We start from the raw sequence: 13,477 nt of genomic DNA on the forward strand, positions 1-13,477 counted from the left end.
GCGGTTCCCGGGGCAGGGCTGCCCTCCGCGTTGTCATCGGCGGCGCCATCGCCCTCGCGTTCACCTTCCTCGTCGGGCGCCTCCTGGGAGCAGCGGGCGTCTAAACACCCGCGACGCCGCCCTCACCCGTCGCGGCAGCGCCCCACGCGGCACATCGCAGACCGGGAGCAGCACACGGTGGCAACCGAAAACGGAAATACCCCGAGCGGTGTGGCGACTTACTGAGTCAGCTGAAGGGGTAGGCCGGTCGGCGCGTGTCGTGCGTCCCCCGGTCGATGGGTGCTTGAGGACTGTGTAATATTCGCTCGGAACCGCGGTGCGCGTTCCATGGGTCTCGCTTAGCAAAGGATGGGCGCCGCGTGTCGTCTCAGTCTCCGGGGTTCTCCCGCCGTGCCCTGATGGTTGCCGCGCTGGCGGGAACAACGGCTGCTCTGACCGCCACGTCCCCGGCCGGAGCGTTGACGAACGGGTTCACGTTCCAGGGAGAGAACCGGTTGCGGGGCACTCCGAGAGGGCAGCTGCCGACGTGGTGGGGGACCAGCGGCGCTTTGGAGGGCTTCCTGGGTCAGCACGCGTCGACCGCACAGCGCCGCGTCATCGACCTGTACGTGAGTTCCACGCAAAAGACTTTCCAGGTTCACGCGTACCGGTTGGGACACTATGCCGGGCTGGGCCAGCGTCTGGTCTGGTCCTCACCTGTGACACCGGCCCGCGTCCAGGCACCGGCGGCCGTGCACCCGGTGACCCGGACGGTGTCGTGTGACTGGAAGATCAGCCTCAGGGTGGACACCTCGGCGTGGCCTGAGGGGTTCTATTACCTGGTTCTTTCGGCCCCGGGGGCGCAGGCCCACTTGATACCCCTGGTGGTGGAATCGGCGTCCCTGGCCGGCAAGGCCGTGGTGGTCTTCAACGACCTGACGATGCAGGCCTACAACCACTGGGGCGGTGCGTCCCTGTACACGGGAGTTGCGGGAAGCGCTGCGCGCCGGTCTTTGAAGGTCTCCTTTGACCGGCCGTACGGCAACCCTGCCGTCTTCGAGATCTACAACGCGCCCCTGATCCGCACCGCGGAAACCATCACGGACGGCCGGGTGTCGCTGGGTTACACCACCGAAGCGCGGCTGGCGGGAAGCCCGGCCCTCCTGGTTGGGTCGGCGGCCCTGCTGTTCTCCGGTCACTCGGAGTACTGGACAGCGGGGATGCGCCGCAGCGTGGAAACGGCCCGGGACACCGGGACGAACGTGGTGTTCTTCGGGGCGAACAACGTGTACTGGCGTGCCCGCACCGAACCGACCGCCCTGGGTTCCGACCGCTTGGTGGTCTGTTACCGGAACCCTGTGCTGGACCCGCTTGCCTCCGCGCACCCGGAACTGGCCACCACCCGGTGGCGGGACGCGCCGCACCCTGAGCCGGAATGCTCCCTGACGGGCAGCATGTACGGGGACCTCGGCGCCCAGGGCACCTTCACCGTCACGGACCCCGGATTTTTCGCCTTCCAGGGAACAGGGGTCCGGCGCGGAACAGTGTTCCCGGGCCTGGTGGCCGGCGAAACCGACGCGGACTCCCGCAGCGTATCCCAGCCGCGGAACCTGTTAATCTTCTCGCACTCACCCTCACAAGGCGTTTATCGGGCCCGCGGCTGGAGCGACGGCTCCATCTACACCGTCAAATCGGGGGCGGCGGTTATCAACCTGGCGTCCACGAACTGGCTCCCGGCCCAGCAGGACCCCGCCGTCCCGGCCCGCTCGCGTGCCTTCGCCGCCCAGGTCACCCGGAACATTATCACCGCCACGGCGCAGGGGCCGCTCGCACGACGGTACCGGTGGCCCGCCGTCTAACCCCCGCAAGCACCGCTGCCCGTCGAAATGGCGCAAGCCGGTCCATCACTCCGGGGGCTTGCGGCCTCTGAGCCGTGCCAAAAACTCGGAAAGCGACGCGTGACGAGGTGTGGGGGCCCCTTCACGTGCACGGTTGTCCCGCGCTGAAGGCCACGCAGCCGGCGTTGCGGGGCGCTTTAGTCTGCTGTGAGGGTGAAGAGGGTCAGGGCGAGGGAGGCTGTTGCGGCGCCCCGAATGCCGGTGAGCATGTGGTGTCTGGGTCGGGGTGAGCCTGTCGAAGGTGAGGACCGCGATGCCGGCTGCGGCGAGAAACAGGAGAAAGCCGCGAAGGAGCCGTTGATTCAACGTTGTTCCATCGCTTAGTGGAGGAGTCCGGAGACGAGGTTGATGGTGGTGGCGAGCACGATGGCGCCGAGGAGGTAGGACAGGAGTGCGTGGCGCAGGACTGTTCCGCGCACGGCGTCGGTTTTCAGGTCGGTGTCGGAGACCTGGAAGGTCATGCCGACGGTGAAGGCCAGGTAGGCGAAATCCATGTATCTGGGCGGTGTCTGCTCGTTGAAGTCCACTCCGTCTTTGTCCCGGTAGTAGAGGGAGGCGTAGCGGAGGGTGAAGAGGGTGTGGACGAGGAACCAAGAGAGGGCGACGCTGCCCAGGGCGAGGGCGACGATGGCGTCCTTGGCGCGGCCTTGGGCGTTGGAAGCTTCGAGCAGGATCAGGGCAACCCCGGCGAAGCTGGCCAGGGTGGCTGTGAGTACGAGCATGTCGGCGTATCCGCGGCCGGGATCTTCCCGGCGGGCATGGGCAGCGGTGGCGGAAGCATTGAGTTTGCCGATGACTGCCCACACCCAGATCAGGTAGGTCGCAGACGCGGCTGCCCAGCCCAGGGAGGGCGCGTACGCCCAGTTCTTTACGCTGCCGACCAGTACGGCGGTGAGGATTCCGACGGCCAGCATCACAACCAGCCGGAGGCGGGAATGATGCGACCTGGTGTTGAAGTCCTCGTGCCGGTCCGCCGGGGGCGTGAAAGTGTTCATGGCAATTCATCTTCACAGGCGCGGGCCCGGGACCGGGCGCAAACCGCGGGCCTTAACGAAACCCGAACACCGGGAGCCCCGGAAAGCCGGGGGAGCTGGAGAAACGGTGCGGGCGGCGGGTTGTCAAGGGGCCGGCTACTGCATGCCGGCGTGAACGGGTAATGACCCGTGACCGGGGCGGGTGTCGGCACTGTGTTTCGGGTAGTGGCTACTCGTGTGCGCGCAACTGCACGCTCTTATGCTTTGGGTGTTCGGGAGGCCATCCCGGTCACGGGAAGCGGGTCCGGGATGAATGAGAGTGGCAGCACTCGAACAGGCGCAGCAGCAGTAGCCGCCTGCCTGGCGTCACGGCGCACAGGCCCTGAGACGGGGGCCGGCGATGGATAAGTCTTTTGAGACCAAGACTTCCCCCCAGACCATCGCCGGTCCCTTTTCGACCGATGACCGCGTGCGGCGCGGACCTTCGGGGTCTTCCGGACCGGGAACCCGCTGGGAGTTGAACCTTCTTGGTTGTTGGATGCTCACCGCGGACGGGCAACCGGCGCTGACGGGCGTGCGTCAGCAACGCCTGATCACGACCCTGGCCATCGGGGGCGACCGTTCCCGCAGCGCGCTTGCCTCCCTGCTGTGGCCGCAGACCCGCAGCGCCCTGGCGCTGGCGAACCTGAGGGCCGCCGTTTTCCGTGTCGGCGGTGACCAGCCGGGCCTGGTCGAAAGCCACGGGACGATGCTTGGGCTCTCAGCTTCGGTGGAGACGGACCTGGCCCGGGTCAGGGGACTGATCCATGAGGTGAAGCAGGGTGTGCGCGTACCGACGTCGCGGGAGATTGATGCGCTGCTGCGGGCGGATCTGCTGCTGGGCTGGTACGAGGACTGGGTCCTGTTCGAGCAGGACCGGTTGCTCCAGGACCGGGTGGCCGCGCTCGAGTGCGCGGCGGAGCACTGCCTGAAAATTGGTGATCTTGACCGGGCGATCGTTGCCGCTGAAGGCGCTGCGGCGTTGGAACCTCTTCGGGAAGCACCCCACCGGACGATCGTGCGCGCGCACCTCGCCGCCGGCCGGAGGCAGGAAGCCGCTCGCCGCGCCCGGCACTTCGAAGCAACTATCCGGGCCCAACTCGGCACCGCACCCGGCCCCAGGTTCACGAACCTGCTCAACGCAGGCCCGTGAGCACCACTGCGTACAACTTGAAAGATGAGCCAGTGTCAGATTGGGGGTGTAGGCAGAGCTGACAAATGTGTGTATCCGGTCAGCATGACGAAACGGAAGGAGCCTCCGAAGGTGCGCCGGACGTGGACGTCTACCTACCGATGAAAGATGGGCCCCTTGATGTGTCCGAGGGCGGCCTCTATGCAGTCAGGGTCACTGGGCGTACATTCGTCACGCACAGATCTTGACGGCTCGGGGAGAGGCGGGCTTCGTGAGGACAGCCGGTGGTCCGGACCGGAGCCTGCGGTTCATGGCGTTGCTCGGACGCGTTGTGCGGGACACGGACGGGCACAGGGTCGGTGATCTTGCGGACGGCGTGATTACGTTTCACCAACGGCGTCGCCCGGTGTTGACCGGTCTTGTGCTGTCTCTGATGCGAAGCCGGATGTATGTGCCGTGGAGTGCCGTTGAGGTGATTGAGCTTGACCGGGTTGTCTTGAGTTCGGATGTGCTTGAGTTGTTCCGTGTGGAGCTGGCAACCACCGAGGTCCTGGTCAAAGGTGATCTCCTGCGTCACCGGCTTATTGATGTCGAAGCCGCCGGCTTGGTGAAGGCGTTCGAGGTGGGGTTCACGGGCACCCCGGACGGATGGATTCTTACGGGGCTCGACGTGCACAAGACCGCGTGGTCGCAGTTCGGGGCACGCCACGGTACCCATCCGATGCGTGACTGGGACGAGTTCGTCCCGCTGTGGGACCCGGGCAGTGTTGCCGCCGCTGACCGGTTGGTGCGTCTGCGTGGTGTCGGCCCGGAGCGGCTCGCCCGTGTGCTCGATGGCTGCCGACCGAAGGAAAGGGCCCGCTTGCTTGCACTTCTGAGAGCCGACCCCCGGCTGGAAACCGGCGTGCTGGAACGGGCACGCAAGCGCCACCGGTGACACTGGGGGTGCGTCGGGTCTTGGCTGCGTCTGCGTTCCTGATCTGCTACGGGGCGACCCTTTTGGGGCCTGGATCGTCGCCTGATGGAACGGTTAATGGTTGTCCGCGTGCTGGTCGGGGTCGGCTGAGGTGGGCTGCTCGGCCCATGCCGGCGGATTGTCGGTGCCGGCTTCCTCGTCATGGGCCGCGTCGGCGGCCGTGCGGTGGATATTGCCGGCCGCGTGGTGGACGGGTGCGTAAATCACGTACAGCCGCATCGGTGCGTCGCCGGTGTTGATGACGTTGTGCCAGGTGCCGGCTGGAACCAGAATGCACCATCCGTCCGACACGTCCTGCTCGAAGGTCAGGTTGTCTTTCTCCGGTCCCATCTGGGCCCTGCCGGTGCCGGCGTCCAGGCGAAGGAACTGATCGGTGTCGGGGTGCATTTCCAGGCCGATGGATTCCCCGACGGGGACAGACATCAGGGTCAGCTGAAGGTACCGGCCGGTCCAGGCCACGGTGCGGTAGTTGGTGTTCTCGGTCGTGGCTGTTTCAAGGTCGAAGGAGCCCGGTTGGGGGCCCATGTCGGTGAGTGTCATAGCGGAGGATCCTTCTGGGCTGGTTTCGACGCCATGATCGGCGGAGGGTTTCGGCGGGGCGGCGCGGCGTGTTCCAGTTCTACGCTTGTCGGGTCCTATCGACAAGCAATGCCGTCCCGGACCGGCCAGCGAAGCGCAGGGGCTGCCCGGCGTTCGTCGACTCGACTCCGTCACAGGTTCCCGGGAGACCGACGCCGTCATCGAAGCCGCTGCCGGGGTATCCGGCGCTGAGCGGGGATGAACCGGCCAGAGCAACAGTATTTACCACCAAATCCACGGAAGATGTCTCTCTGACCGTCAGGTTGGGTATGCCCTGGTCCAAGACGTTCTTGGTTGCCCGAGCAGCGTCGAGTCCTACGGAGCAGGAGATGGCTATCCGCTTCGTGCCTCCTGGTGGACGGCGGGCACCGGGGTTTGTCGCTGTGCTTTTGGTCAGGCGGCTTGGCTGGCTTTTTTCGTAGAAGGTGCCGTGCCTGAGCATGGAGTCTATGACGCCGCAGCGGCGGCGGGCTTCTTGACTGGGGTGGCGGGGTTTCCGTCGGGTGATCTGCTCGACCAATGTGATCGTCTCTCAGCCCCCGGTTACCGGTGCGCGGTGCGGGCAGTGGGCCATTTCCCGAACGATGCGGTGGCGCTGAAATGTCTCTACCTCGTGACCCGGTCCCTTGACCCCATCGGGCCGGGCACGGTGGGCCGCGAGGAGGAAGCCGGCTTTGAAGGGTTCGCGGTCGCATTCGAGGGGCAGAATCAACTAGCCCCAACCCAGGGCAGGCCCACCGTCAATCTGACAGGCCCTCCTGAGATCGATGGTGCCGACGAACGGGCACCCCTGTGTGCGGGAGAGAACTGCGGTTCTTTTGAGGGGATGCGGTCGCCGCCTGTTTCCTTTGGACCCTTAGCTGGGGCGTTTGGTCTCTGGTGTTTCCGCCTGCTGCGGGTTGCACTGGCTTGATGGATGCGCAGGATGCTGTTCCCCGAACAGGTTCGGTGACGGGCGCGCGTGGCGGGGAGGAGCAAATCGGTGTTCCTGATCCGCAGGAGCCGGTGCAACGGTTTCTGCGTGACTTGCGGGCCCGTCGCACGGGTTTGTCTGATCGGGAAGCGGCGCGGCGCTTGATGGTTTACGGGCCGAACGAGTTGACGCGTCGGGGAGGGGTGCAGTGGCCGCGTCAGATTGTCCGGCAGTTGGTACACCCTCTGGCCCTGCTGCTGTGGCTGGCAGCGGTATTGAGCTATTTCAGCGGTTCGGCGCCGCTGGCTGCGGCGATTGTCGCGGTCATTCTTTTAAATGCGGGGTTCGCCTTCCTTCAGGAGCGCCATGCGGAGCGGGCGGTTGAAGCGCTTTCGGCATATCTTCCGCCGCAGGCCCGGGTGCTGCGCGAAGGGCGGGAGAAGCTGGTGCCGGCCGGAACCTTGGTGCCCGGGGACGTGCTGGTGGTGCGGGAAGGGGACCGTGTCAGTGCCGACGCCCGCCTGCTGGAAGGTTCGGTGGAGATGGACGTGTCCGCGCTGACAGGGGAGTCACTTCCTGTTCTGCGCAGCGCGGAGCCACTGTCGGTATCCGGTGCGTTGCTGGAGGCCCCGGACATGATTTTCAGCGGGACCGGGTGCACTGGCGGTGAGGGGGTGGCGGTGGTTTTCGCCACTGGCATGCACACGGAACTGGGACGTATCGCTGCGCTGTCGGAGCGTGTCGGGCACGATGAGAGTCCCCTGGAGAAGCAGGTCACGCGGGTGGCCCGGATCATCGCGGTCGTTGCGGTGGCCATGGGCATCGCGTTCATCCCCGTGGGCACCCTCCTGGGAGGCATGTCCCTGGGGGAGACGTTGAATTTCGCGGTCGGGCTGCTTGTCGCGAATGTGCCCGAAGGGCTGCTTCCCACAATCACCCTCGCGCTGGCTGTCGGGGTGCGGATCCTTGCCCGTCAGGGTGCATTGGTGAAAAGGATCTCCGCGGTCGAGACCCTTGGGTCCACGTCTGTGATCTGCACGGACAAGACCGGCACGCTCACCATGAACCGGATGCGTGTCACGAGCCTTTGGACCGCCGGCGAAGGAGGCCGCGACCTGGACGCCGGGACGCTGCCTACCGGGCCGGCTTCGACGGCGGCGAGACTGGCTGCGGCCTCGGTTTACTGCAACAACGCGGTCATTGACGCTTCGGGTACGGAGAGCGGTGATCCGACGGAGCTGGCGCTGCTGCACGCCGCCGTCAGTCTCGGCGTCCCGGGCGGCCGTTACCCGGGGGAACGGCTCGCCCAGTTCCACTTCGACCCGGTCCTGCGGAGGATGTCCACGATCGACCGGACACCGCAGGGAGTGCGCGTGCATTGCAAAGGGGCCCCGGAAGAGCTGCTGCGGCTGTGCACCACGGTGGCGGCCACGGGCGGCGACCGGCCGCTGGAGCAGGCCGGACGGGACACCGCAGCAGCCGTGGTGGACCAGTGGGCAGACGAGGGGCTGCGGGTCCTTGCCGTCGCGGAACGGGACCTCGGCGCGCACGAAGACCCGGGCCTGGGCCGTGAGCAGGCCGAGCAGGACATGACGCTGCTGGGACTGGTTGCCATGTTCGACCCGCCCCGACCTGAAGTCCCGGACGCTGTGGCGCGCTGCCATAGCGCGGGAATCAGGCTCATTATCGTCACCGGGGACCACGGGCTGACCGCCCGCGGTATCGCAGCCCGCGTCGGCATCGGAAACGCAGAAACCCGCATCATCACCGGCGCTGAACTGGACCGGATGCCCGAACGGGAGCTCGATGAGCTCCTGGAGGCAGAGGAGGAACTGATCTTTGCCCGCAGCTCACCGGAAGCGAAGCTGCGCATCGCGGACGCGTTGCGGGACCTGGGACAGATCGTGGCGATGACCGGCGACGGCGTCAACGACGCACCCGCGCTGCGCCGCGCCGACATCGGCGTCACCATGGGAAGGTCCGGAACCGACGTCGCCCGGGAAGCGGCGACCATGGTCCTCACCGACGACAACTTCGCATCCATCGTCAGCGCCGTCCAAGCCGGACGCCGGGTCTACGACAACGTGCGCAAATTCATCATCTACATTTTCGCGCACGCCACCCCGGAGGTCATTCCCTTCCTGATCTACGCCGCCTCCGGCGGAAGGATCCCGCTGCCCCTAACCGTCATGCAGATCCTCGCGATCGACCTGGGCACCGAAACCCTGCCTGCCCTCGCGCTCGGGCGGGAACCCGAAGAACCCGGGACCATGGACCGACCGCCCCGCCGCAGGGGACAAAACGTGATCGACGGCGCCATGCTCGCCCGCGCCTGGGGGCTTCTCGGCGGGGTCTCGGCCCTGCTGGTCACAACTGCCTTCCTTGCCACCCTGCTGATCGGCGGCTGGCGCCCGGGTGACGACATCAGCCACGGGCCCCTCCACCCGGTGTGGATGCAGGCCACCACGATGAGCTTCCTAGGCATTGTCGCCTGCCAGATCGGCACTGCGCTGGCCGCACGCACCCAGAGCGCTTCCCTGGCCAGCATCGGGCTCACCAGCAACCGGCTGCTGCTGTGGGGCATCGCCTTCGAAATCATCTTCACCGCTGCCGTGGTGGCCATCCCGCCCTTCCAGGAAGTTTTCGGCACTAGCATCCCCGAACCCTGGCAAATCCTGGCCCTGACCCCGTTTCCCTTCCTGGTATGGGGAACGGATGAGCTCTGGCGCTACACACGACGGCGACACCGCCGCGCGCTGGTTCCCACCAGTGAAGCCTAGTACCGGGCAATCACCGAGGAACCGTTCTTCCATTGGAACGGGCAGGCCGCCGGCCCGGCGGACCTGTCCCGGGCATGCCGCGGACCTTGACGCCAAGTTCTGCACCCCGTACCAGCCCGACCCGCCTAAAACAGGTGGGGCCGGCAGACGACCGTCCAAGCAGGAGGGTCGTAATAAATGAATGCTTTGCCAGTCCAGCGTTGGGAGTCGTTCGGCGGCGCCGAATGGTTGGTTGAAGGTGCCTCATGGACGCCGAATAAGGGTGGTGCCTAGGGTGAAAACACGGCGTGAAAGTCACGCGGTGAACATGAAAGAAGTGTCATGGCCAAGGTTTTGCTTGTCCTCTACCCGGATCCCGTGAACGGCTACCCCGTTTTCCCGAAGGACTATGCGCGGGACACTGTGCCCGCGTTGACCGATTACCCCAACGGCCAGACCCTCCCCACGCCGGAGGCCATCGACTTCACTCCGGGCGAGCTGCTCGGGTCGGTTTCCGGCGAGCTGGGCCTGCGCAGCTATCTTGAGGCTGCCGGACATGAGCTGGTTGTCATCAGCGACAAGGACGGTGTGGATTCGGATTTCGACCGTGAGCTGGTCGACGCCGACGTCATCATCTCCCAGCCGTTCTGGCCCGCCTACCTCACCCCGGAGCGCATCGAGAAGGCCAAAAACCTCAAAATCGCCATCACCGCCGGCATCGGCAGCGACCACGTGGACCTCAACGCGGCCAACGAACACGGCATTACGGTCGCGGAGGTCACCTACTCCAACAGCCTCGCGGTTGCCGAGCACACGGTCATGCAGGTGCTGGTCCTGGTGCGCGACTTCGTGCGCCAGCACCGGATCGCGGTGGAGGGCGGCTGGAACATCGCCGACGCGGTGGAGCGTTCCTATGACCTTGAGGGCATGGATGTGGGCATTTTCGCTGCCGGCCGCATCGGCCGTGCCGTGATCGAGCGCCTGGCTCCGTTCGGCGTGCACCTGCACTACACGGATCGTTTCCGTCTGCCCGCGGAGTACGAGGAAAAGTACAACCTGGTGTTCCACGAGAACATCCAGGAACTCGTCAAGAACATCGACGTCCTCACGGTGCACGCACCGCTGACGGAGGAAACGGCTGGACTGCTGGACGGCGAGCTGCTGTCCACCATGCGCCGCGGCGCGTATATCGTCAACCCGGCCCGAGGTGCGATCGCCGATCGTGACGCGATCGTCCGCGCCCTGGAGTCCGGCCAGCTGGCCGGGTACGCCGGCGACGTGTGGGCGCCCCAGCCCGCCCCTGCCGATCACCCGTGGCGCTCCATGCCGAACAACGCGATGACCACGCACACCTCCGGCACGTCCCTTCCCGCGCAGGCCAAGTACGCTGCCGGCACGCGCGAGATCCTCGAGGACTTCTTCTCGGGACGTCCCCTCCGCCCGGAGTACCTGATCGTCGAAGGCGGCGCCTACGCCGGCACCGGAGCGCATTCCTACGCCAAGCAGGCGGAGCCGGCCGAAGCGCAGTAAACCCCGCACGCTTCGCGGCCCGCTCGGCGCGCCCCCGGCGCGTTAGGGTCGATGCGGAAGGCCGCTTGCCGCTCACGGGCGGCGGGCGGCACCGCATCGGCGGCCAGCCGTTCCCGGGCCCGGACCACACGGTCCCGGGACACGGCGGCGACGCCACTGAACAGACGGGATGTCATGCTCCTGACCCAGCTCGAGTACTTCGTGGCCCTGGCCCGCGAGGCCCACTTCGGACACGCGGCCGCGGCCTGCTTCGTCTCACCCTCGACACTCTCCGAGGCCGTGCGCAAGCTGGAGGTAGAGCTCGGGGTGCCCCTGGTGCGTCGAGGGCACGCGTACGAAGGGCTCACACCCGAGGGGGAGCTCGCTTTGATGTGGGCACGGCGTGTCGTGGCGGACCGGACCGCTCTGACCGAGGAGCTCTCCGCCGCCCGCGGCAAGCTCACCGGCGCCGCGCGGATCGGCACTATTCCTTCCGGGATCGGCGGCGCCACGCACCTGGTGTCCACGCTCACGCAGGCGCACCCATTGGTGCGTTCGACGGTGCGGACCGGCCTGAGCAGCGAGGACGTCGTGGCGCGGCTGCGTGCTTTCGAGCTCGATGCCGGGATCATCCACCCCTCCGCCGCGGACGGCCCGGACCTCGTGGCAGCGCCCCTGGGGGACGCTACCAGCGTCGTGGTCGCCTCGCCGGGACTGTTCGACGAGGCTCTGGGTGCCGTGAGCGGCCCGATGCTGACTTCCGTGCGGCTGGGGCTGCTGGCCCCGGGAATGCGGGCGCGACAGGTCGCCGATGAAGCGTGGCGAAAGGCCGGCCTGGAACTGCGGCCCGCCGCTGAGGCGGACTCGATCGAGGCGCTGCTCGGGCTGGTAGGGACCGGAATGTGGGCGGTGGTGGTCCCGGAGTCCTCCGTAGCCATGCGACGCCAGGACCCCTCGATCCACGTCCTGCCGCTGGTAGAGCCCGCGATCTCCACCCCGTTGGCCGTGGTGCGTCTGGCCGCCAAACCGCTGCCGGCGCTCATGCGCGCACTGGACGACGCCACGCGGGCCGTCGTGGCGCGCCCGCGTCCATCTTCAACACCTTCCTAGCCGGACCGGGATCGCCCGGGGCCGGCGCCCCACCCGCGATCTGAAAGGTCCCGCACCATGTCACAAGTCAATTCCTCACCCCGGCACGCCGGGCCGGGAACAAGCCCGGCCGGCCCGTCCTCCGTCCCCACCCTGGCCCCGGGTGCGGTATGGGTCCGCACCCGGGCCACCGTCCGTCGCTTCATGACGCCGACGCAGCCGCGCGCACCCTGGCCGGCGATCCTCGTGGCGGCTTTGGGCGGCGCGCTGACCATCGCCGTACTCTCACTCACCGGGAACGCGACCGGCACCCCCATTCTCATTGCGGCTTTCGGCTCATCCTGCGTCCTGGTTTTTCTCCTGCCCGACGCCCCGCTCTCGCAGCCCGTCAACGTGGTCGGCGGCCACATGGTCTCGGCCCTCTGCGGGGTCGCCGCGCACGCGTTCCTTCCCACCGCGTGGTGGAGCCTGGGCCTGTCCGTGGGAGCGGCCATGGCAGCGATGGCCGCGCTGCGCATCATCCATCCGCCGGCAGGGGGCACCCCGATCGCGATCCTGCTGGCACACGAGGGGTGGGGCTACCTGCTAACCCCGGTCCTGGCAGGTTCGCTCATCCTCACGGCGTGCGCCCTGCTGTACCGGGTGCTGCTACGCGACCGCGCCGCACACTGAACGAACTGACAGCACCCCCAAGCCCGCGGTGCGTCCCTCTCCGTCCCCGCGCTGGGCCTGCGGCCCGCGGCCGCGGCCCTTGCCGGGGGCAGGAGTGGGGGCCCGGGGCGGGGCCCTTTCCCTGCGGTGGTTTGGCGAGTGGGCCGTGTTGGATGGTCGAGCCGGGCGCGGCACTCTCTTCGGCCCGGCCGCGGGCGGGGGGATTCGAGGCCGTTGGTCCGAGAGAAAATCGGCCGAGGACACGAGGGTGTCGCCGACACCGACGAGAGAACCCCTTTTGTCATCCGAGCGCCCCTGAGCGGTCCATCACGTACGGTGCGTCCATCAGCTGCTCAAAAGCTCGACAAACCGGGGAAGCCACGCGGAAGCATCCGTCTGGCTTCCCCGGTTCAAGGGCGGGGACGAAAAACCCCGGCGGAGCCGGGAAGATGGGCGCCGGTCTTCTGCGTAAATCGGCGCCACGGAACCGATCAACCAGGAAAAAGTGGCGAACCACTGATGCCTGTCGCGTCCACGGGAGTCTGAGGCCCGGGAAGGGGGCCGCACCGGAACTCGATGCCGGAAACCGCGGCTGTCAAAAAACCCGAAGCATCGTTGTTGACTTAGCTGTCCTGCACCGTGGTGCTCGTGGCAACCGCCGTTCGGCGGCACAATACTGGCCGGCCCGGAGGCGGAACAACGGACAGCGTGGCGAGGCCCCGGCTCGGATCTCCCGCCTCCCGGACATCGCCAAAATCGCCCGACCGGTCCCTCATGCACGCTGCCTCGGCGTGTTGCGTGAGCGAGAGCCCATGGCGTGAGAGTGCGGGTCCGCGCGCCCCGGATGGGTATCGGTCGCGGGTCTTAGCGGCCTGAGGGCTCCGTGTCCGTGTAGCGCCCGGGGGGTGTGGAAGCGGGGCGCCGCCCGGCAAGCGCATGGATATCGGTGTAGCTGCCCGGGCGTGCCGCATCCCCGGTT

General features: G+C 67.2%; 9 protein-coding genes and 1 pseudogene. 8 read left to right on the forward strand and 2 right to left on the reverse strand.

Annotated elements, in window-relative coordinates; translation table 11 throughout:
- Nucleotides 1–359: 359 nt before the first annotated feature.
- Nucleotides 360–1,838 carry a N,N-dimethylformamidase beta subunit family domain-containing protein gene (locus tag KIH31_RS14840; protein ID WP_214427927.1) on the forward strand — a complete coding sequence of 493 codons (1,479 nt, stop codon included), beginning with the start codon at nucleotides 360–362 and terminating at the stop codon, nucleotides 1,836–1,838.
- A gap of 359 nt (nucleotides 1,839–2,197) precedes the next feature.
- On the opposite strand, the gene KIH31_RS14845 is transcribed toward KIH31_RS14840, so the two are convergent.
- Nucleotides 2,198–2,872: a DUF1345 domain-containing protein gene (locus tag KIH31_RS14845; RefSeq protein ID WP_214427928.1), complete on the reverse strand. Its 675-nt coding sequence runs from the start codon at nucleotides 2,870–2,872 to the stop codon at nucleotides 2,198–2,200.
- Nucleotides 2,873–3,389: 517 nt separating this feature from the next.
- Between KIH31_RS14845 and KIH31_RS14850 the strand changes: the two genes are divergently transcribed.
- Both KIH31_RS14850 and KIH31_RS14855 read left to right on the forward strand, forming a co-directional pair.
- Complete coding sequence (locus KIH31_RS14850) at nucleotides 3,390–4,043, forward strand: bacterial transcriptional activator domain-containing protein (RefSeq protein WP_214427929.1); 654 nt, start codon at nucleotides 3,390–3,392, stop codon at nucleotides 4,041–4,043.
- A 289-nt stretch (nucleotides 4,044–4,332) separates the two neighbouring features.
- Complete coding sequence (locus KIH31_RS14855; protein ID WP_214427930.1) at nucleotides 4,333–4,959, forward strand: hypothetical protein; 627 nt, start codon at nucleotides 4,333–4,335, stop codon at nucleotides 4,957–4,959.
- 93 nt (nucleotides 4,960–5,052) lie between these two features.
- Here the strand turns inward: KIH31_RS14855 and KIH31_RS14860 are convergent, their stop codons facing one another.
- Nucleotides 5,053–5,538: a cupin domain-containing protein gene (locus KIH31_RS14860; protein ID WP_214427931.1), complete on the reverse strand. Its 486-nt coding sequence runs from the start codon at nucleotides 5,536–5,538 to the stop codon at nucleotides 5,053–5,055.
- A gap of 536 nt (nucleotides 5,539–6,074) precedes the next feature.
- On the opposite strand from KIH31_RS14860, the pseudogene KIH31_RS18510 reads away from it, so the two are divergent.
- The 5 genes and pseudogenes from KIH31_RS18510 to KIH31_RS14880 all read left to right on the forward strand — a co-directional run.
- Nucleotides 6,075–6,293 (forward strand): annotated as a pseudogene (locus KIH31_RS18510) (transposase); the annotation flags it as partial.
- 196 nt (nucleotides 6,294–6,489) lie between these two features.
- The gene (locus tag KIH31_RS14865) at nucleotides 6,490–9,270 is read left to right on the forward strand and encodes a cation-transporting P-type ATPase (protein WP_214427932.1); all 2,781 of its coding nucleotides are present in this window, start codon (nucleotides 6,490–6,492) and stop codon (nucleotides 9,268–9,270) included.
- Nucleotides 9,271–9,591: 321 nt separating this feature from the next.
- Nucleotides 9,592–10,779: an NAD-dependent formate dehydrogenase gene (locus KIH31_RS14870; protein ID WP_214427933.1), complete on the forward strand. Its 1,188-nt coding sequence runs from the start codon at nucleotides 9,592–9,594 to the stop codon at nucleotides 10,777–10,779.
- A gap of 174 nt (nucleotides 10,780–10,953) precedes the next feature.
- Complete coding sequence (locus KIH31_RS14875) at nucleotides 10,954–11,868, forward strand: LysR family transcriptional regulator (RefSeq protein ID WP_214427934.1); 915 nt, start codon at nucleotides 10,954–10,956, stop codon at nucleotides 11,866–11,868.
- 57 nt (nucleotides 11,869–11,925) lie between these two features.
- Nucleotides 11,926–12,519 carry an HPP family protein gene (locus tag KIH31_RS14880; protein WP_214427935.1) on the forward strand — a complete coding sequence of 198 codons (594 nt, stop codon included), beginning with the start codon at nucleotides 11,926–11,928 and terminating at the stop codon, nucleotides 12,517–12,519.
- The last annotated feature ends 958 nt before the right edge of the window (nucleotides 12,520–13,477 follow it).

Origin of the sequence: Paenarthrobacter sp. DKR-5 (assembly GCF_018531425.1) — a bacterium.
In the GTDB taxonomy this organism is placed as follows: domain Bacteria; phylum Actinomycetota; class Actinomycetes; order Actinomycetales; family Micrococcaceae; genus DKR-5.

Coding starts and splice junctions, on each gene's coding strand:
- KIH31_RS14845 (WP_214427928.1), bottom strand. CDS start 2,872: ATGAACACTTTCACGCCCCCGGCGGACCGGCACGAGGACTTCAACACC.
- KIH31_RS14850 (WP_214427929.1), top strand. CDS start 3,390: ATGCTCACCGCGGACGGGCAACCGGCGCTGACGGGCGTGCGTCAGCAA.
- KIH31_RS14855 (WP_214427930.1), top strand. CDS start 4,333: ATGGCGTTGCTCGGACGCGTTGTGCGGGACACGGACGGGCACAGGGTC.
- KIH31_RS14860 (WP_214427931.1), bottom strand. CDS start 5,538: ATGACACTCACCGACATGGGCCCCCAACCGGGCTCCTTCGACCTTGAA.
- KIH31_RS14865 (WP_214427932.1), top strand. CDS start 6,490: ATGGATGCGCAGGATGCTGTTCCCCGAACAGGTTCGGTGACGGGCGCG.
- KIH31_RS14870 (WP_214427933.1), top strand. CDS start 9,592: ATGGCCAAGGTTTTGCTTGTCCTCTACCCGGATCCCGTGAACGGCTAC.
- KIH31_RS14875 (WP_214427934.1), top strand. CDS start 10,954: ATGCTCCTGACCCAGCTCGAGTACTTCGTGGCCCTGGCCCGCGAGGCC.
- KIH31_RS14880 (WP_214427935.1), top strand. CDS start 11,926: ATGTCACAAGTCAATTCCTCACCCCGGCACGCCGGGCCGGGAACAAGC.